Annotated in this window: 15 protein-coding genes; 7 read left to right on the forward strand and 8 right to left on the reverse strand. The window is 71.4% G+C overall.

Annotated elements, in window-relative coordinates; translation table 11 throughout:
• Nucleotides 1-8: 8 nt before the first annotated feature.
• The 4 genes from CEB94_RS38855 to CEB94_RS38870 all read right to left on the reverse strand — a co-directional run bounded on the left by CEB94_RS38855 (nucleotide 9) and on the right by CEB94_RS38870 (nucleotide 6,081).
• Nucleotides 9-1,427 carry a hypothetical protein gene (locus CEB94_RS38855; RefSeq protein WP_175436610.1) on the reverse strand — a complete coding sequence of 473 codons (1,419 nt, stop codon included), beginning with the start codon at nucleotides 1,425-1,427 and terminating at the stop codon, nucleotides 9-11.
• Nucleotides 1,424-2,944: a GT4 family glycosyltransferase PelF gene (gene pelF / locus CEB94_RS38860; protein WP_175436611.1), complete on the reverse strand. Its 1,521-nt coding sequence runs from the start codon at nucleotides 2,942-2,944 to the stop codon at nucleotides 1,424-1,426. Before pelF ends, CEB94_RS38855 begins: the two co-directional genes overlap by 4 nt.
• A gap of 95 nt (nucleotides 2,945-3,039) precedes the next feature.
• Nucleotides 3,040-5,169 carry a hypothetical protein gene (locus CEB94_RS38865; RefSeq protein WP_175436612.1) on the reverse strand — a complete coding sequence of 710 codons (2,130 nt, stop codon included), beginning with the start codon at nucleotides 5,167-5,169 and terminating at the stop codon, nucleotides 3,040-3,042.
• Between the two features lie 399 nt (nucleotides 5,170-5,568).
• Nucleotides 5,569-6,081 carry a hypothetical protein gene (locus tag CEB94_RS38870; RefSeq protein ID WP_246112058.1) on the reverse strand — a complete coding sequence of 171 codons (513 nt, stop codon included), beginning with the start codon at nucleotides 6,079-6,081 and terminating at the stop codon, nucleotides 5,569-5,571.
• Between the two features lie 548 nt (nucleotides 6,082-6,629).
• On the opposite strand from CEB94_RS38870, the gene msrA reads away from it, so the two are divergent.
• From msrA to CEB94_RS38895, 5 genes are all read left to right on the forward strand, one after another.
• Nucleotides 6,630-7,139 (forward strand): peptide-methionine (S)-S-oxide reductase MsrA, encoded by a 510-nt coding sequence (msrA, locus tag CEB94_RS38875; RefSeq protein ID WP_175436614.1) that lies wholly within the window; start codon nucleotides 6,630-6,632, stop codon nucleotides 7,137-7,139.
• Nucleotides 7,140-7,414: 275 nt separating this feature from the next.
• Nucleotides 7,415-7,774 carry a GNAT family N-acetyltransferase gene (locus CEB94_RS41450; protein ID WP_246112059.1) on the forward strand — a complete coding sequence of 120 codons (360 nt, stop codon included), beginning with the start codon at nucleotides 7,415-7,417 and terminating at the stop codon, nucleotides 7,772-7,774.
• 93 nt (nucleotides 7,775-7,867) lie between these two features.
• The gene (gene rph, locus CEB94_RS38885) at nucleotides 7,868-10,471 is read left to right on the forward strand and encodes a rifamycin-inactivating phosphotransferase (RefSeq protein ID WP_175437354.1); all 2,604 of its coding nucleotides are present in this window, start codon (nucleotides 7,868-7,870) and stop codon (nucleotides 10,469-10,471) included.
• A gap of 199 nt (nucleotides 10,472-10,670) precedes the next feature.
• Complete coding sequence (locus tag CEB94_RS38890; protein WP_175436615.1) at nucleotides 10,671-11,549, forward strand: alpha/beta fold hydrolase; 879 nt, start codon at nucleotides 10,671-10,673, stop codon at nucleotides 11,547-11,549.
• 278 nt (nucleotides 11,550-11,827) lie between these two features.
• Complete coding sequence (locus CEB94_RS38895) at nucleotides 11,828-12,241, forward strand: ATP-binding protein (RefSeq protein ID WP_246112060.1); 414 nt, start codon at nucleotides 11,828-11,830, stop codon at nucleotides 12,239-12,241.
• A 145-nt stretch (nucleotides 12,242-12,386) separates the two neighbouring features.
• Here the strand turns inward: CEB94_RS38895 and CEB94_RS38900 are convergent, their stop codons facing one another.
• A complete protein-coding gene (locus CEB94_RS38900) occupies nucleotides 12,387-13,862 on the reverse strand; it encodes an MFS transporter (RefSeq protein ID WP_175436617.1) in 1,476 nt (491 codons plus the stop codon).
• A 242-nt stretch (nucleotides 13,863-14,104) separates the two neighbouring features.
• On the opposite strand from CEB94_RS38900, the gene CEB94_RS38905 reads away from it, so the two are divergent.
• Nucleotides 14,105-15,049, forward strand: a complete 945-nt coding sequence (locus CEB94_RS38905; RefSeq protein ID WP_175436618.1) for a helix-turn-helix domain-containing protein — start codon at nucleotides 14,105-14,107, stop codon at nucleotides 15,047-15,049.
• Nucleotides 15,050-15,131: 82 nt separating this feature from the next.
• Here the strand turns inward: CEB94_RS38905 and CEB94_RS38910 are convergent, their stop codons facing one another.
• The 3 genes from CEB94_RS38910 to CEB94_RS41805 form a co-directional block, all read right to left on the reverse strand.
• The gene (locus CEB94_RS38910) at nucleotides 15,132-15,653 is read right to left on the reverse strand and encodes a P-loop nucleotide/nucleoside kinase family protein (protein WP_175436619.1); all 522 of its coding nucleotides are present in this window, start codon (nucleotides 15,651-15,653) and stop codon (nucleotides 15,132-15,134) included.
• Between the two features lie 120 nt (nucleotides 15,654-15,773).
• Nucleotides 15,774-16,694: an aminotransferase class I/II-fold pyridoxal phosphate-dependent enzyme gene (locus CEB94_RS38915; RefSeq protein ID WP_281292558.1), complete on the reverse strand. Its 921-nt coding sequence runs from the start codon at nucleotides 16,692-16,694 to the stop codon at nucleotides 15,774-15,776.
• Entirely contained in the window at nucleotides 16,649-17,143 is a 495-nt protein-coding gene (locus tag CEB94_RS41805) for a GntR family transcriptional regulator (RefSeq protein ID WP_342790385.1), read from the reverse strand. The genes CEB94_RS38915 and CEB94_RS41805 overlap by 46 nt, the downstream gene beginning before the upstream one ends.
• A gap of 3 nt (nucleotides 17,144-17,146) precedes the next feature.
• Between CEB94_RS41805 and CEB94_RS38920 the strand changes: the two genes are divergently transcribed.
• Nucleotides 17,147-18,415 carry an MFS transporter gene (locus CEB94_RS38920; RefSeq protein WP_281292560.1) on the forward strand — a complete coding sequence of 423 codons (1,269 nt, stop codon included), beginning with the start codon at nucleotides 17,147-17,149 and terminating at the stop codon, nucleotides 18,413-18,415.
• Nucleotides 18,416-18,483: the final 68 nt, after the last annotated feature.

Consider the following 18,483-nt stretch of genomic DNA (forward strand, 5'->3'; position numbering starts at 1 on the left):
CGCGGGGGTCAGGCGTGCGGGGCGGGTCGGCCGAGCAGCCACAGGGCGCACGCAGACAGACACAGGGCGGCGGCGCCGCAGCTGAGCGGCAGGGCCAGGGCGGCGCCCGGTGGCAGCTGGAACAGGACGACCGCTCCGGCCCCGCCGGCTGCCGTCAGGCAGATCCCCGCCGACGACCAGGCCGCCCCGAACGCCTGGAGCAGCAGCGCGGTCCACAGGACGGCCGCGAGCAGCAGCAGGGCGGCCGGGTCGGCGCCGGTGAGCAGGGCGGCGGGCAGCAGCGGTGCGAGATAGGCGAGGAGACAGAGGCCGAGGATGCCGGCCGAGCGCAGCAGGAACCCGGCGGGCGTGGCGGTGGCGCGCAGCGCGGCGACCGACAGTCCGCGGTAGCGGTACAGCAGCCATTCCGCCGGCCCCATGCTCAGCGTCAGTACGATCACCGCGTACGGCTCCTCCCGCCCCTCCAGCAGCACCAGCACCCCGGCGGCCAGCCCGAACAGGCCGTACGGCAGCGACCACAGCAGGCGCGGCCGGGTCGCGCCGACGACGGCCGGGACGGCGAGGGCGCCCCGCAGGACCCAGCCGGTGACGGTGAGCGTGGCGAGCAGCGCCAGCAGGGGCAGCCCGGTCCGGAGTGCGGGGCCGGGCTCCCACCACGGCAGGACGGCGGCACCCGCGAGCAGCGGGCTGAGCGCGGCCAGCAGCAGCCGTTCCCGGCCCAGGACCAGCAGGACACCGGCGGCCGCCAGGTACGCGGACTGCGCGGCCGCCACCAGGGTCACCGGTCCGCCGTCGGCGGGCAGCGCGGCGATCGCCGTCGCCACCACCGCTCCCGCGGGCGCGCCGGCCAGGAGGGTACGGCCTGCCTCCCGGCGTCCGGTCGCCATCCGCAGATGCGCGCGGTGGCCGAGTGCCTGCCCCCACGCCCAGGACACGAGTCCGGCCACGATCAGGGCGGGGGCGTGACCGCCGGCGTCCCACAGTGGTGCGGTCAGCAGGTACGCCAGCCCCGGCAGGGCGAACAGCACGCCCCGCAGCAGACAGCGCAGGGTGTCGGGGCGCCAGGGATCGGCCGCCGGGGCGGGTTCGGGGAAGGTGCGCGGCACTCGTTCGTACAGCGCGGCGGCGAGGGAGAAGAGGTTGGGGTGGCCGTACCGTTCATTGATCAGGGAGGCGGACAGTCCCTCCGCCTCCAGCAGCGCGGCCACCTCGTAGGGGTGGACGGCGGGGCCTACGCGGTCGGCGAGTTCGGCGGCGAGTTCACTGACCGCCTCCTCGTCGGGACCGCGCCGGGGCAGCCGGATGGCGAGCGTGGTGTCGTCGAGGGCCCAGCGTGGCCGGCGGCGCGGCGGGCGGGTGCCGGCCAGCCGGATGGCCAGCGTGTCCTGTTCGGCACCCCCGGGTTCGAGGGATATCGGCCCGCTCACAGGGCGAGGCTTCCGGTGCCGTTGACGGCCGGGGCGGACATCCTGACCGTCGTGGGCATGACCGTCAACTCCTGTGTCGGATGGGCGAGTTCCAGGTAGACAGACCGAAACGTGTCAATGGTCTGCCGGAGGGTGAACTGCTCGATGACCCGTAGCCGGGCCGCCTCGCCCATCGCCCTGCGCCGCCCGGGATCGCCCAGCAGTTCCAGCGCGGCCGTGGCCATCGCCTCCGGATCACGCGGAGGCACCACCAGCCCGGTGTCGCCGACGGCCTCGCGTACACCGCCCACGTCGGTGGAGACGGTCGTCCGTCCGCAGGACATCGCCTCGATCAGGGTGAAGGGGAAGCCTTCGCTGATGCTGGAGAGCATCACGACGTTTCCGGCGGCGTAGGCGTCCTTGATGTCGTCGACGCGCCCTTCGAAGGTCACGGCGTCGGCGTGCCCGACCTCGGCGGCCAGGGCCTCGCAGCGTTCCCGGTAGGCCTCTCCGCCCCGGGGTGTCCCGCCGAACAACCGCAGCCGGGCGTGCGGGAGCCGGGCGCGGACGAGGGCGAAGGCCCGGATGAGGGTCTCCAGGTCCTTGATGGGGTCGACACGCCCCGCCCAGCTGAGGGTGGGTGCGTCCGGTTCGGGCCCGGCCGCCGGAAACGCGGCGGGGTCGACGCCGTTGTAGACCGTGCGGATCGACTCCGGGTCGGCGCCGCCCTCCTCCTCCCACAGCCGGTTGTAGCGGTTGCCCGGTGTGATCAGGGCGGCCCGGCGGTAGCTCTCCTGCGCGAGCAAGCGGAAGAAGCCGAGGATCACGGCCTTCACCGGCCAGCGGTAGGGCGCGGTGCGGTAGCCGAGGTAGCGCTCACGCAGGTAGACCCCGTGCTCGGTCAACAGCAGCGGGACGCCGTGGTGTTCGAGGGCGGCGAGGCCCGGCAGGACGGCGACCCCGCCGCTGACCGCGTGCGCGACGCCGCTCTCGGGCGCCGGGGCGGCCAGCGGGCGCAGGGCGTGCTCCAGCAGGGCGGTCGCGGTGAGCGCGTCATGCAGGGTCGGCTGTGCCTCGCGCACGGCGAGCCCGGGGCGCCGCCACAGCGCGGTGAGGATCGCGATCGCCCGGTCCGCGCGCAGGAAAGGGCTCAGCGTCCCGTCCGACGCGGCCCGTGCCAGCGCGTACAGGGCGGGCGCGAAACCGTCCTCGGCGCGCGGGTCGAGCAGCGCGGTCAGGAACCGCTCGTAGGCGGCGGCGAGTTGGTTGCGGGACCGGCCCCGGGGCGGGCGGCCCTCGGGCGGGGCGCCCCACATGGGGACGGACAGCACGCTCGACACGTGCGCGGGCAGGTCCCATACGAGCGGCTCACGTCCGGTGCCGGTGACGGCGATGACGTCGAAGGCGAGGTCGGGCATGCCCTGGACGAGCTGGTCGCACCAGACGCTGACGCCGCCGTGGCTGTGCGGGTAGGTGCCTTCGGTGAGCAGGGTGACGCGCGTTGCTCCGGTATGTCGCGCGCCCTGGGGAACGGGCATCGATGCTCCACGGCCGAGGAGTGGGGTGGTTCGGGCCGGTCCTGGCCGCCACGGGGCGGCCAGGACCTTCGGTCGGTCTCGGGCGGATGCGCCGTTCAGCCGTCTGTGGTGTGGCCCACCGGGTCGGTGACGCCCGTGGGGACGCGGGTCTTCGGTGCGGGCCCGGTGGCCGGGGCGGGTTCGGCGGCGGCGTCGGCGGCCGGAGCCGCGGCCGACGCCGGCAGGGTGAGAGCGAGCGGCGTGCCCGTGGAGGGCGTCCATCCGGACACCGCCCCCGCGTACGCCTCGCCGAACGCGGTGCCGGCCAGTGTGGTGCCGGTGGGCAGGGTCGCGGGGACCGCCATCCCGTCCGGCGCGTCGACGGTCACCGTGGCGCCGATGCGGTGGGCGGTGATCTCTCCGGCCCCGAGTGCGGCCTGCCAGTCCGCGCGGCGCCGGAGCTCGGCGCCGATGTCCCGCATCCGCGGGTTCACCACGGGGGTGTCCTCGGCGAACAGCGCCTCATAGCCGTCCAGGACGCCGTTGAGCACGGGGTAGGCGATGCGGTCCTCGGCCAGGTTCGACTGGTGGATGAAGTGCGGCTTGGGGTCGTTGGCCAGGACGTGCCCGAGGGCGATCCGTGTCTCCAGCGGCACGATGTGGCCGGCGTAGCCGGTGGCGGCGTCCAGCGGCGCCGGCAGACAGGTGGTGGTGGCCGGGTTGTCCTCGCAGATGCCGCTGCCGCCCTGGGCACGGCTGGTGTAGATCCAGTTGTACTCGTCGACCTGCTCGGCCGCCCGGCCGGCGTTGTAGAAGACGTTCATCGGGAAGCGGGGCACGGTCGTGGCCGGGCCGACCTGACGTTGGGCGGGCTCACGGGAGTTGTCGGAGCCGAGCCAGGTGATGTCGTTGTCGTCGAGGGCGAGCGCCAGGTTGGGGTTGTCCTCGGGCTGCTGCGGCAGCACCTTCATGCCCGAGTGTTCGCCGGTGACCAACTCGTCGTTCACCAGCGGCAGTCCGGCGCTCTGGCCCCAGACCCGGTTGGTGGCGATCTCGTCGGAGATGTCGTTGCGGCTCATCCACCGGGTGCTGCCGTCAGCATGGGTCGCGCACTTCCAGGGCACCACGGTGGTGTCCTGCACACAGCCGAGGAAGGGATGCGAGTAGGTGTGGTTGATCCACCGGAACTCGCCCCGCCGTGCGATCAGCCGGTCGGCGAGCGCGTCCGCGCCGTTGTTGTCCTCCCGGTGGTCGACGCTGCCGGCGCCGTTGTAGGCGAAGTCGAGGGTGAAGTTCTTGCTGTCCTGCCAGTCGACGGCGTGGTCGACGTCGCCGGCCGTCATCCTGATCGGGTCGGGTGTCGCGGCGGGATCCGTGCAGTCGACGTCGCCGGGCGTGCAGTTGAGCTCGCTGTTCCAGCGGTCGTCGGCGGCGAACACGTCGTCCACGTGGACGGAGAAGTAGTTCCGTGAGGCGCCCAGGTGCACACCGCCGGTCATCCACTCCACGATGCCGCGGGCCAGAAGCCGGAACTGCTGCTGGTACTGGTTGTAGACGAAGGTGACGACCAGCTCGCGCCGCCCGTCGTGCCGGTACTCGCCCACCAGCGTGCCCTTGGTCGGCTGTCCCGGGATCGCCGCCTCCACGTACGGGGTGAAGTCGGCCCCCGCCACGGGCTTCGACAGGTAGGCGTAACTCTCGCCGACGGCCGGGTCGTTGTCCTCGAAGGGCACCGCCCCGTCGAGATAACCGAAGGGGCCCGACTTGCCGGCGGCGGTCACCTCCGCCCGCTTGCCGTCGATGCTGCCGGAGTAGCCGCCATGGATCGGGTACTGCAAACCGGCTTCGGGACGCGCGTAGGTGTAGGCGTCGACCTGGGGAATGTCGTACGTCTGCTCGTACGCCGCGAGTGCCGCCATCTCGGCGGAGCCGGCCGGGAACGGGTTGTCGTTGGGCAGCACGACGGCCTGGAACCTGGCGCGCGGCCGGCCGTCGACGGTGTCCGCGAGGAAGTCGGCATCGATCACGGTCCGGCCGGACCGCGTGAGGTCGATCCGGGTGTACGGCGTGCCGGCCGCGGCCAGTTCGGCGGCTATCGCGTCGGTGGACGGGCCGCCGTCGCTCACCACCAGCACCCGCAGGTCGATACGGGGTGTGGTGTCGGCGTGGGCCGCGCCGGCCGGCAGGCCCAGTGCGGCGATGAGCGCGCCCACCGTGAGCACGGTGGTGCGTAAGGTCCGCTTCATGCGGTGAGGTCCCCTCCCCGGGCAGGGGTGAGTACGGCTCCCGTGGAGCGGACGCACCCCCTTGCGTGCCGCCGGCGTCCCCCTCAGAAGCCAGTTCGTCACGCATCCGTTCGCGTCACATAGTGATGTCTGTGTGGAGATTTCGCGGTCATGTTGCGAAACATGACGGAAAAGCGCAGGTGTCGAATGGGGTCCGCTTGAAAGCGCAGTGAGCCGTTGCCGGTTGCCGGTCGAGGCCGGGCCTGGTGGGCGCGAGGGCCCGGCGTGCTGGTCCGGGCCCTGCGCGGCGCGCCGGCGGGCCGATGGGGCCCGCCGGTCGGAGTGCCAGTGGTCCAGACCGGGACGGGTGCCTGGGGATGGAGGCTTTCAGGTCACGCCCGCCGCGCTCCGGACGGAGCGTCAGGAGCAGAGCACCCGCGTCACGGGCGTGTAGGCCGGGCCGCCGCTGACGTTCGTGGAGTCGCTGAACTCGGCGTAGAAGTACGAGTAGAAGCCGATGTTGCCGTTGCAGCCCGAGTCGGCGGCGACGTCCAGCGTCAGGGTGACCGTACGGCTCTGGCCGGGCGGGATGGTGGCGCCGTAGTTGGCGCCGAGGTTGGCCGGGCCGGTCCCGGAGCAGGGGGCGGGGCCGTTCGTGGTGGTCAGGCTGCACCCGGTGAAGCTGTACTTCAGGTCGGGGCGCTGCGTGGTCAGCCACGTCGGTTCGATCGTCTGGTACACGAACCAGACGTCGTAGGTGTTGTTGTTGGTGATGGTCATCGACAGCTTGACCGAGCCGCCGGGGGTGGTGGTGGCGCTGTCGGTGGCGAAGGTCAGCTCCGCCGGCGCCGGGTCGGCCGCGCTCGCGCTGGGGGTCAGGCCGAACACGGCGAGGGCCAGGGCGAGGACGGTACCGAGACCGAAACGTCTCATCAGGGGTGATCGCATGGCCCCGGAGGCTAGGCAGGGGCTGAGCGCAGCGTCTGCCCCACGGGGCAGGTGCTGGTCGCCACTCGGCTGGAAGTGTTCATGATGTGAATGACCCGTGATGAAAATGTGGTGGCGCGGCCGGGGCTGCATTCGCCCAGGCAGTCGGTGTGCGCGGGGGTGGTGGTGCGGGACGGGCGTCGCCGACCGCTTCCGTGGCGGGCGGAGATGACATTGGCGCGTATCGGACGCGGCGGGCCTCTCCCTCACCCGTGATCACGCTGGAGTTCTCGGCCACCCGCCGGTTTCCGGCCTGCACGTCACCGAGGGGCTTGTCAGGGCCGCTCCGATGTCGCGCAGGTGTCGACCGCGACGTCCGCCGCCTGCCGAGGAAGACGTCGGCCTCGAGTCGTGGAACGGACGCATCCTGCTGACTCTGAGGCCTTCACCCGCAAAGTCGGATCGTCACCTGCCAGGGTGGTGACTTCATGTAAGAGGCGTGTGTGCGAGGCTGGTCCTGTGTGGACGGATACAGGCAAGAAAGGTGATGCGCCATGAGCGATGTCGAAGAGAGGGCGCTGCTGGCGGGTGGCTGCTTCTGGGGTATGCAGGAGCTGATCCGGTCGTTGCCCGGTGTGATCCGTACCCGGGTCGGCTACAGCGGTGACGACGACAAGCCCCACCCCACCTACCGTGACCACGGAAAGCACGCGGAATCGATCGAGATCGTGTTTGATCCGACCGCTACCGACTATCGGGCGATCCTGGAGTACTTCTTCCAGATCCACGACCCGTCCACGAGGGACCGGCAGGGCAACGACATCGGTCTGAGCTACCGCTCCGCCATCTTCTACCTCGACGACGAGCAACGGCGCGTCGCGCAGGACACCATCGCCGATGTCGAGGCGTCCGGGCTGTGGCCGGGCCCGGTGGTGACCGAGGTCGTACCGGCCGGCGCGTTCTGGGAGGCCGAGCCGGAGCACCAGGACTACCTCCAGCGCTACCCGGACGGTTACACCTGCCACTTCCCGCGCCCGAACTGGCGGCTGCCCAGGCGCGGCTAATTCTGAACGCCGACGTGGCCGGGGAGGGCACAGCCCTCCCCGGCCACGTGTCGTTTTTCGTCACCGGTTCGACAGGTCGTGTAGGGACTGCCCTGCGGGATCGACCTGGGCCTGGTAAGCCCCTTCCTCACCCACACGGGCGCCCGGCACCGCCGGACGGGTTCCGCTTCCGCACCGCCGACGAGGCCGGACCTGTAGCCGCCGTTCAGGCCCACCCGGCCGCCTGGAACCCCTCGGCGTACACGGCCGAGAGCCATCAGGGCGTCCGGCAGACGATGGCGTACCGCGGCGATCTGCACATCCTGGTGGAGGCGCCGGACGGGACGATGGCGTCCTCGACCATCATGTGGCTCGACGAAGCGAACAGGACCGCGGAGTTCGAGCCGGTCGGGACACATCCGGACTACCGGCGTCGAGAGCTGGCGAGGGCGATGCTCCTGCACCTGATGCGTCAGGCGCGGGCGGCCGGAGCCACTCACGCGACGGTGGCGTGCCTGGGAGCGCCGGGCCATCCGCAGGCCCGCGAGCTCTACCGCGGCGTCGGCTTCCGGGAGTTGTCACGGGACGTGCCGCTCATCAAGACACGGCCAACGAAAAAGGCAGGGAGCTCTCTCCCTGCCTCTCCCAAGGTATAGCGCACCGGGGGGCTTGCGGCAAGGCCCCGGTCACAGCGCAGAATCGTCGGCCTAAGCCACAACCTGCGGAAACGGGGACACGACGTGCGTGCGATCGAGCAATACGTGCTGGACCTTCAGGAGATCGACGAAACACAGCTCACGGTCGTCGGCGGCAAGGGCGCGCATCTGGGCGCGCTTTCGCGAATCGCGGGCATCGGCGTGCCGGATGGCTTCTGCGTGACGACGGAGGCCTTTCGGCGGATCGTGACGCAAGCGCCGTCGATCGAGGAACTGCTGGACCGGCTGTCGCGCTCGAACCCGGACGACCGGGAGGCGATCCGCACGCTCAGCGCGCACATTCGCCGGACCATCGAGGGGATCACCGTCCCGGACGATCTCGCGGCGGCGATCACCGGCGCGCTCACCCGGCACGGTGAGCAGACCGCCTACGCCGTCCGATCCAGCGCGACGGCGGAGGATTTGCCGACGGCCTCCTTCGCCGGCCAGCAGGACACGTACCTGAACGTCATCGGACCGGCGGCGATCCTCCGGCACGTCAGCCGGTGCTGGGCCTCGCTGTTCACCGAGCGGGCCGTGACCTACCGCCAGCGGAACGGCATCGACCACCGCACGGTCCACATGGCCGTGGTCGTGCAGCGGATGGTCTTCCCGCATGCGGCCGGCATCCTGTTCACGGCCGACCCCGTCACCGGCAACCGGAAGGTCGCCACTGTCGACGCCGGCTTCGGCCTCGGCGAGGCCCTGGTCTCCGGTCTGGTGAACCCGGACGTCTTCAAGGTGCGAGACGGCGAAGTCGTCGCCAAGACGATCGCCGCGAAACAGCGCGCCGTTCACGCCCTGCCGACCGGCGGTACGCAGGAGACGGCGGTCGACGCGCAGCGGCAGGAGCAGCCGTCGCTGACGGATGCGCAGGCCGTGCGGCTCGTACACCTCGGGCGGCGGATCGAAGCGCACTTCGGCCGCCCGCAGGACATCGAATGGTGCTTCGTCGATGACGGCTTCCAGATCGTTCAGAGCCGGCCGATCACGACCCTGTTCCCCCTTCCGGAGAGCGGCGACCAGGACCATCACGTCTACGTCTCCGTCGGCCATCAGCAGATGATGACCGACCCCATGAAGCCCCTGGGGCTGTCCATGTGGAAGCTGACGGCCATGGCGCCGATGACCGAGGCCGGCGGCAGGCTCTTCGTCGACGCCACCCGGGCCCTGGCCACGCCCGCGAGTCGCGCAGGCCTCATGGACCTCGTGGGGCGAGGCGATCCGCTGACCAGGGACGCGCTGGAGACCGTCCTCGACCGCGACGATTTCGTCCCCTTGCTCCCGGACCCGGGCCCGGGTCCCAGCGGATCCCCGGCCGACCGCGCGCCCGCCCCGATCGAGACCGATCCGGCCATCGTCACCCGGCTGATCGAGCGCAGCCAGGCGTCTCTCGCCGCCCTGCGGCGCGACATCGGCACGAAGACAGGACCGGCTCTGTTCGACTTCCTGTTGGAGGCCTTCGAGGAGCACAAGCGAGTGCTCAGTGATCCGCTGAGCCTGCAGGCGATCATGGCGGGGATGGAGGCCACGTGGTGGCTCAACGACAACCTGCACGAATGGCTGGGCGAGAAGAACGCGGCTGACACGCTCACACTGTCCGCCCCCGGCAACGTCACCTCGGAGATGGGACTGGCGCTGCTCGACGTCGCGGACGTGATCCGTCCCCATCCGGAGGTGGTGGCATTCCTCCAGGACGTCGAGGACGACGGCTTCCTGGACGAGCTGGCGAAGCTCGCGGGCGGGATCGAAGCGCGCGACGCCATCGAGACCTACCTCGACCGGTACGGCATGCGCTGCGCCGGCGAGATCGACATCACGAGGCCTCGTTGGCGCGAACGCCCCGGCACGCTCGTGCCGGCGATCCTCGACAACGTCAGGAACTTCGCACCGGGCGCCGCCCGGCGGCGCTTCGAGCAAGGCCGGCAGGAGGCGTGGAAGAAGGAACAGGACGTGCTGACACGTCTGCGGGCTCTGCCCGAGGGGGAGAGCAAAGCCGACGAGACCAAGCGGATGATCGACCGGGTCCGCACCTTCATCGGGTACCGGGAGTACCCCAAGTACGGCATCGTCAGCCGCTACTTCGTCTACAAGGAGGCCTTGCTGGAGGAGGCCGGGCGCCTCGCGCGGGCCGGCGTGCTCCGTGAGAAGGAGGACATCTACTACCTCACGTTCCAAGAGCTCCACGACGTCGTACGCTCCTCGAACCCAGTGGATGACCAGCTCATCCGGCAGCGCAAGGACGCGTTCCAGTCGTACCACGCGCTCACCCCGCCCCGGGTACTCACATCGGACGGCGAGACCCTCAACGGGGCGTACCGACGCGACGACGTGCCGGACGGTGCCCTGGTCGGCCTGCCGGTTTCCGGCGGGACCATCGAGGGACGGGCCCGGGTCGTCCTCGACATGGCACAAGCCGATCTCGAGGCGGGCGACATCCTGGTCACGGCCTACACGGACCCCAGTTGGTCACCTCTGTTCGTCGGGATCGCGGGCCTGGTGACGGAGGTGGGCGGCCTGATGACCCATGGCGCGGTGATCGCACGCGAGTACGGCTTGCCGGCCGTCGTAGGTGTGGATCAGGCCACCCGGCTGATCCGGGACGGACAGCGGATCCGCGTGCACGGAACGGACGGGTACATCGAGATCCTGCCCTGACGGGCCCCGCCGAGAGGCAAGGGGAGAAAGCGGTGTCGTGACCGGCCCGGTGCGGGAGGCCGCGGCTGGTCACCACGATCGTGGGCTTGGTGGCGAGGGAGGGGTGTTCCGTCACCGAGCGGTCTGCACGGCCGGCCTCCGCATGGGCGGCGTGCTCAGGGGCACCAGGACTGCGAAGTCCAGGCCCCGGGGAGGCTGCATGTTCGACGGCTTCGAGCTGACGCGATGCGAGGGCGACGGGGCCCGGCTGAGGGTGCGTCACGGCGGCAGTGGCCCCGCGGTGCTGCTGCTGCATGGTCATCCACGCACGCATGCGACCTGGCACCGCGTCGCCCCGCTGCTGGCCGCGGCCGGCTGTACGGTCGTCTGCCCCGACCTGCGGGGCTACGGCGAGTCCGACAAGCCCGCCTCCGACCCGGAGCACCGCCCGTACTCCAAGCGCGCCATGGCCGGCGACTGCCTGGCGGTCATGCGCCGCCTGGGGCACGAACGGTTCGCTGTCGTCGGGCACGACAGGGGCGCCTACGTGGCCACTCGTCTCGCTCTGGACCACCCGCAGGCCGTGTCCGCCGTCAGTGTGCTGGACGCCGTTCCGATCGGGGAGGCCCTGCGGCGCTGCGACGCGGCATTCGCCGCGAGCTGGTGGCACTGGTTCTTCCTCGGGCAGACCGAGAAGCCCGCCGAACGCGTCATCAACGCCGACCCCGATGCCTGGTACACGGCCACGAGCGAGCAGATGGGCGCCGAAGCGTACGAGGACTTCCGGCGTGCGATCCACGATCCTGCCACCGTGCACGCCATGTGCGAGGACTACCGCGCCGGCCTCGGTGTCGACCGCGAGCACGACGACACCGACCAGCGGGCCGGGCGCCGTATCGAATGTCCGGTGCAGGTGCTGTGGGCCACTCGCGACGACATGGCCGACCTGTACGACGACGTGCTGGGGGTCTGGCGCGACTGGGCGGGCGACCGGCTCGAAGGGGGACCGATCGACTCCGGGCACCACATGGCCGAAGAGGCACCCGACGCCCTCGCGACTGCCCTGCTCGGCTTCTGGCGTAGCGGTGCGCAGGCGTAGAGCAGGACGGCAGTACGGCGCCCGAGCCGGGGCGACGGTCGTCCTCCGCGGGGCGACCACTTCGGCGCCCCCAGGCGAAGGTGTCGACGCCGACCGGCAGCATGCCGGTCCTCGAGCTGGGACACCGGCCGGAAACACGCGAGCGGCTGTGCCGGACCCACCCGCGCGGCATGCAGTGCGGCAGAACGGGTACCGGCGCGCGTGAACGGGGAGTGAGGGCGAGGCCAGTGGAATCTACTGCTGACGGTGACGGCTGTAGCACGCCGGACGAACATCTCATGCGCGTCGGGTACGCCCTGGACGGCAACGACGGCTGTATCGCGGACGCCCGCCATCACGCCGCCGCCTTCCTCGACCGGGCGAGCGACGACCAGCACCTGCCCGTCTCTGCCCGAGCAAGGGACCTCACCCAGCTGGTTGTCAGCGAGCTCGTCACCAACACCCGCAAATACGCTCCCGGCCCCGTTCTGCTGGAACTGGGCATCACCACCCGCACCGTGGACATCACCGTGTGGGACAGCGACCCCAAGGTCCCCGCAGCCCGGGCCGGCGATCCCCACAGGGTCGGCCAGCACGGCTTGGAGATCGTGAAGGCGGTGGCTGAGGACTTCGACGTACGGCGGGCGCCCGCAGGCAAACGCATCACCGCCCGCATCACCCTGGCCGACGGCCCCGGCCACGCCCTCACCTGATGGCCGCATCCGCTGCCGGACGCGGCTTCCTCGCGCGCCCTCGAGGGCCCCATCCTGTCCCACGACTCCGGAGCGGCATTCCGCGCAGTAGCCCCCGGCCGCCGAGCATGTGGCAAGCAACTGCCTCTGCCCGCACGCGATGACGTCAGCCACGGGGCAGGAGGAGCCGGGAGAGGGCGGCGGTGGCGAGGAGGAGGCCGGCGATGGCGAGGAGGCCGACGCGCATGCCCGGGAGGGAGAAGCCGCCGCCGGCGCCGGAGAGCAGGCTTCCGAAGAGGGCGACGGCGAGTGCGCCGCCGGTCTGGCGAAGGGAGTTGAGGAGCCCGGAGGCCGTTCCCGCGCGCTCCTGCGGGACGACGTCCATCAGCAGCGCGGTCACCGCGGGTACCGCAAGCGCCCCGCCCACGCTCAGCGGCAGCAGCAGGACGAGTACGAGCCACAGCGGGGTGTGCGCGGCCAGCGGCAGCATGGCCAGCATCGCTCCGGTGAAGACCAGCTGCCCGGCGACGATCACCGGGCGCCGTCCGACACGTTCGGCCAGTCGCGGCGACACCAGGTTGGTGACTGTCACCACCGCCGACATGGGGACGAACATCAACCCGGCCGCGATCGCCGACATCCCGCGCAGCTGCTGGTAGTACAGCCCGAGCAGGAAGATCCCTCCGTAGAAGGCGGCGTTGACGGCGAAACCGACGGCGAGTGGGACGGCCACCCGGCGGTCCCTCAGCATGGCCAGCGGGACCATGGGCCGGCGGTGCCGGGCCTCCACCACGCGGAAGGCGTACCCGGCGACGAGGGCGAGCGCGGCGGCGCCCAGGACAGGGCCGCTGGTCCAGCCCAGGTGGCCGCCCTCGATCACGGCGAAGGCCAGACCCGCCAGGGCCAGAACGGCGGTGAGCTGGCCGCCGATGTCCAGCGCGGCGGGGCGGCGCGGGGAGTGCGGCACCCGGACCAACAAACTCAGGATCACCGCGCCGACGGGGAGGTTGAGCAGGAAGACCGCCCGCCAGCCGGCCGAGTCGGTGAGCAGCCCGCCGAGCACCGGCCCCGCGGCCATCGCCACCGAGCCGCCGACCGTCCACAGTGCGATGGCCCGGGCCCGCGCCCGCGCGTCCCCGTAGGCCTGTCGGATCAGTGCCAGCGAGGCCGGCATCACGACCGCGGCGGCGGCGCCCTGTGCCACCCGTGCGGCGACCAGCACGCCGATGCCGGGTGCGAGCGCGCAGGCGAGGGAAGCGAGGGTGAACAGGGCGATGCCCCAGGTGTAGGCGCGACGGGCGCCGGTGCGGTCGGCGAAGGCGCCCGCCGAGAGCATCAGGGCCGCGAACATCAGCGTGTAGGCGTCAACCACCCACTGCAGTCCGGACATCCCGCTGTCCAGCGAGTCACGGATCGCGGGCAGCGCGATGTTCACGGCCGAGACGTCGATGGTGATCACGGTGAAGCCGAGAAGCGAAGCGACCAGCGCGACGCCGCTCCGCGGCGCGGCGGCAGTCCCGGAAGGCGGCACGCTTGGTCGGGCTCGAACCGGCGTTCGTTGCCGCAGCCCAGGCGTCGACGGGTCCGAGTCGTGCCCGGAGGTGGCGGCGGTGGACGGAGGCAGGGCAGGGGTGGCCGTCATGGTGAACTCCTGGGAACTGCAAGAACGGTTGCGGAAGGGGTGAGCGGGCGGGCGGCCGCGGCACGCCGGGGCCGCGGTCCGGTGTCGCGCACCCCCTGGGCTCCGGCGGCCGGGCCGCCCGCTCCGGCATCAACTCTCCGCCCCCGCGCGGCCATGCGGCAGACCGTGCTCTGCCCCGGGTGTGGCGTTCCAGGCCCTGACACGGCCCCCCACGTCTCTTGACCGCCTGCGACAATGTCCGGATGACAGCAGCAGCGGATGCGAGGGGCACGGAGCTCGGCCGATACCTGAAGGCCCGCCGAGCGCAGGTGCGCCCGGAGGATGTCGGTCTCCCGGCCGGTGCGGGCCTGCGCCGCACGCCCGGACTGCGCCGCGAGGAGCTGGCCGCGCTGGCCGGGGTGAGCGTCGACTACTACATCCGCCTGGAGCGCGGCCGGGAGACCAACCCGTCCCCTGCCGTCGTGGACGCCCTCGGCCGCAGCCTGCGGCTGCGTGGCGACGGTTACGAACGTCTGCACGAACTCGCGGAACTGGCCTCCGGCCGATCCTCCGAGCTACCGGCCTCCTCGGACCACACCGTGCGTGACTCGGTGCTGCGGATGCTGGAGTCGGTGCGCCCGCTGCCCGCCTATGTGGTGAGCCGGTACAACCGCGTACTGGCCGCGAACCCGCCCGGCCGACGGCTGATGCCGGGGCTCTGGGACTGGCCGGAGGATCAGCGGAACCTGACGCGCTACGTCTTCCTCCACCCGGTCGGCCGGACGCTCTACGAGCCGTGGGAGGACACCGTCGCCCTGTCGGTCGCGCATCTGCGGGCGGTCGGCGGAGCCGACCCGGACAGCCCCGAGCTGACCGCACTCGTCGGCGAACTGATCCTGAAGTCAACCCAGTTCGCACGCCTCTGGGAGCGGTACGACGTCTGCGAACGCGGCGGCGGGCAGAAGTCCTTCCGGCATCCCAAGGTCGGCCCGATGACCCTGACCTACGAGGTCATGCGACTGGCCCGGACGGGAGGCCAGCGCATGGTGGTCTACCAGGCCGCCCCCGGTACCCCGGACGAGAGAGCCATGCTCCGCCTCGAGTCCCCGGACGCCCGGCCGGAGCAGGCACCCCCAGAACACCCGCAGCCGGCCGACAAGCCGTGCCCCACCTACGCCCCCTCCACGGCCGACGCCTCCGTCGGCTAGACCCGGGACGCAGCACCGCTGGGGAAGAAACCTCAGGCTCCGACCAAGAACCACCGTCCTGCTCTCGCATGGCGATCGGACCTCAGCCCTTGACGGCCTCCGCGATGCGCAGGGCGGCCTGGGCGGGGGTGAGGTGCGTGGTGTCGACGACCTCGGCCTCGCCGTGCAGCCACGTGCGGGCCGCCTCGGCGTAGGGCTCAAGGTATTCGAGACGGAACGAGGAGGGGCCGAGAACAGTGTCCCCCTCGATGCGCTTGCGGAGCGTGTCCTGGTCGGCGTGGAGGACGAAGTGCCGTACCGGAACGGCATGTTCGGCCAGGCCCGTGCTGATCTCGCGCCAGTACTGCTCGACCAGGACGGTCATGGGCATCACCAGAGTGCCGCCCGTGTAGTCGAGTACGCGACGGGCGGTCTCGACCACGAGTGGCCGCCACGGCGGCCAGTGCTGGAAGTTGCCCGTCCAGGGCAGCCCCGGCTTGATGTCCATGAGCGTCTCGCCGACCTTCTCGGCGTCGAACACCCGTGAATCCGGTATCAGTTGCTGCACGAGTGCACCGGTCGTCGTCTTGCCCGCGCCGTGGGTACCGTTGAGCCATACGATCACGGGGCCCCACACTAGCGCGGCACGGGCCGCGGGAACATGTCGCCGCGAGGCCGTCAACACCGCGGCGTCGAGCCGGCCCAGGGTCTCGTCCGACGAGTCGCCTTCCTCCTGGCGTGGCGGTCAGCCTCCATACGTGGCTTCGCACTCACCGAGCACGGTGGTGAAGTCCGAGGCCAGCCGCACCGCCTCGGCCGGCTCCAGGCCGGCGACGGAGATCCGCACACCCGGAGGGGACGACAGCCTGAACCGTGCCCCGGCCGCCACCCACCAGCCGTGCGAGCGCAGCCCGTTGACCACGGCCGACTCGTCACGGACCGGCACCCACACGTTCATCCCGCCGACTCCGTGCCCCGCGACCCCTCGGGTTCGCAACTCCTCGATCAGCGCGGTACGGCGTCGCGTGTACACCTCCCTCGCGCGGCCCACCAGCGCGCGCGTGCCGTCGTCGGTCAAGAGTCCGTGCACCGCCTCCTGGAGCAGATGGCTGACCCAGCCCGACGTCAGCAGCAGCCGTCCGTCGTGCCGGGCCAGCGTGAGCGGGTCGCAGGCCGCCGCGGCCCACCGCAGATCGGGCCCCAGGAACTTGCTCACCGTCCGCACGTGCACCCAACGTCTCAACCCCCCGGCGGTCAGCGTGTGCAAGGGCGCGTCGGCGACCGCTGAGGCGTGGTCGTTCTCCACGACCAGCACCTCGGGTTCTTCCCGGAGCAGGTCGACCAGCGCATCCCTGCGCTCGGCGGAGAAGCAGCCGCCGTACGGATTCTGCGCCCTGGGACTGCACACCAGAGCCCTCACACCGGCCCGCAGCGCGCCACGCAGGGCATCGGGGCGTATGCCCTGGTCGTCCACGGCCACGGGCACCGCCCGCAATCCCAGAGCTGTCACCAGATCCAGCAGATGGTGGTAGCCGGGGTCCTCCATGGCGACGGCGTCACCGGGCCGCAGCTCCACCGACATCAGCCGCGCGATCAGATCCAACGCCCCGTGGGCGAAGGTCACATGGTCCACCGGCACACCGTCGGGGCGGAGCCACTCGCGCACGGTTTCCTCCAAGCCTTCCTGCCTGGGCGTCGCGCGGTGCGACCGGGCCGCGGGGACAGGCGCGATGACGGCAGACGGCCGGGAAGCAACCGGTGGTCCGGGTGGCCGTCGGCCAGGTTCCGCAGGCCTTCGGGGGCCCTGGGCGGTCGCCGGGATGCCACGGCCGGCGCCGGGGCAACTACCGTGCCACCCCGGCCGCGCGTCACCACGATCCCGCGCCGGCGCAGTTCCTGGTAAGCCGCGGCGACAGTCCCAGGACTCACCCCGAGCTCGTCCGCCAGCCGCCGCACCGGAGGCAGGGCGCTCCCCGGCTCCAACGTCCCTTCGGCCACGCTCCGTTCGACGGACGCGGCAATTCCCTTGGCTGTCGTACCGCTGAACCCATATTGTGTTGCCACGTCAAATATTATGTACCAGTACATAATTGAATGCAAGGGGGAGCGATGCATTCGATGGGCCGCGCGATCGCCTGGTCGAAACGCATACCCGGAGGACCGGACGGGCGCAGAATTGTCGTCGCCGCCCTCGTCGACCGTATCGGCAGTGGCCTGTGGGCATCCGTCTCCGTCCTCTACTTCACCTACGTCTCCGCCCTCACCGTCACCGAGATCGGCACCCTCGCCGCCACCGCCGGCGCCGTCGGAATCGCCGGAGCGCCGCTGGCCGGCCGCATCGCCGACCGCTTGCCCCTCACCCGAGTCCTGGTCGCCACGCAACTCGCGCGATCCCTCGCCTCCCTAGCCCTGCTGACCACTGACAACTACGTCCTCCTCCTCGCCTACTCCGCGGTCGGCAGCTTCGGGGACCGGGCCTCCAGCGTCCTCACCAAGCTCTATGCCACCCGCGTCGCCGGACCGGACCGTGTCCGCTACCAGGCCCTCCACCGCACCGTCGCCAACGCCGGCTGGGCTTTGGGCGGTCTCACCGCCGCAGCCGCCCTCGCCGTCGGCTCCCGCGACGCCTACCAGTGGCTCCTCCTGGGGGACGCCCTCTCCTTCGTCGCCTGTGCCCTGATCGCTCTGCGCTGCGGAGAACCGCCCTCACCGTCCAGGAGGGTCGCCGCCTCCACGGATGTCCCGCACGCGATCAAACGGGCCAACCCCTGGCGCGACCGCACTTACCTCGCGTACGTCACCACCGAAACGGTCCTCTTCCTCGACGACGCCGTCTTCAAGATCGGCCTGCCGCTGTGGATCGCCCACACCGGTACCGCCCCGAACGGCCTCGCACCCTTGCTGATGGTCCTCAACAACGTGATGGTGGTGGTCCTGCAAGTCCCGCTCGCCCGATTCGGCGCCACCACGCAGGCCGCCCGTTCCCTCCTGCTCCCGCTGTCAGCGGCCTTCGCGCTCGGTGGCGTGACCATGGCCTTCTCCGCGACCGGAGGCCCTCTTGCCGCCACACTGCTGCTCACCGCTTCGGCGGCCCTGTTCACGCTGGCCGAAATGCTCCACGCCACCGTTTCCTGGGAACTCTCCGTCGCCCTCGCGCCCGACACGGCGCAGGGTGCCTATCTCGGAGTCCACGGCATGGCGCAGTCCGCCCAGCGCAGCGTGGGACCGCTTGCCGTCACCGCCGCCATCGCCAGTGGTCCCTTCGGGTGGGCCGCGTTCGGTAGCGCCGTCGCACTGACCTGCATCGCCCAGCACCGTCTGGTCCGAGACCTGCCGACACGAAAGCCCGAAGAGCGCACAGGAGGACGCCCGGTCCGTCGACCATGACGGACCGGGCGTTCGCTCGCGGCACCCGCGGCGATGTGGGCGTGCGCCCGCCGGCCGGGCTGCGGGAC

This window comes from Streptomyces hawaiiensis (assembly GCF_004803895.1).
Lineage (GTDB): Bacteria > Actinomycetota > Actinomycetes > Streptomycetales > Streptomycetaceae > Streptomyces > Streptomyces hawaiiensis.

Coding starts and splice junctions, on each gene's coding strand:
- CEB94_RS41450 (WP_246112059.1), top strand. CDS start 7,415: ATGGCGTACCGCGGCGATCTGCACATCCTGGTGGAGGCGCCGGACGGG.
- CEB94_RS38895 (WP_246112060.1), top strand. CDS start 11,828: ATGCGCGTCGGGTACGCCCTGGACGGCAACGACGGCTGTATCGCGGAC.
- CEB94_RS38900 (WP_175436617.1), bottom strand. CDS start 13,862: ATGACGGCCACCCCTGCCCTGCCTCCGTCCACCGCCGCCACCTCCGGG.
- msrA (WP_175436614.1), top strand. CDS start 6,630: ATGAGCGATGTCGAAGAGAGGGCGCTGCTGGCGGGTGGCTGCTTCTGG.
- pelF (WP_175436611.1), bottom strand. CDS start 2,944: ATGCCCGTTCCCCAGGGCGCGCGACATACCGGAGCAACGCGCGTCACC.
- CEB94_RS38920 (WP_281292560.1), top strand. CDS start 17,147: ATGGGCCGCGCGATCGCCTGGTCGAAACGCATACCCGGAGGACCGGAC.
- CEB94_RS38905 (WP_175436618.1), top strand. CDS start 14,105: ATGACAGCAGCAGCGGATGCGAGGGGCACGGAGCTCGGCCGATACCTG.
- CEB94_RS38870 (WP_246112058.1), bottom strand. CDS start 6,081: ATGAGACGTTTCGGTCTCGGTACCGTCCTCGCCCTGGCCCTCGCCGTG.
- CEB94_RS38865 (WP_175436612.1), bottom strand. CDS start 5,169: ATGAAGCGGACCTTACGCACCACCGTGCTCACGGTGGGCGCGCTCATC.
- CEB94_RS38890 (WP_175436615.1), top strand. CDS start 10,671: ATGTTCGACGGCTTCGAGCTGACGCGATGCGAGGGCGACGGGGCCCGG.
- CEB94_RS41805 (WP_342790385.1), bottom strand. CDS start 17,143: ATGCATCGCTCCCCCTTGCATTCAATTATGTACTGGTACATAATATTT.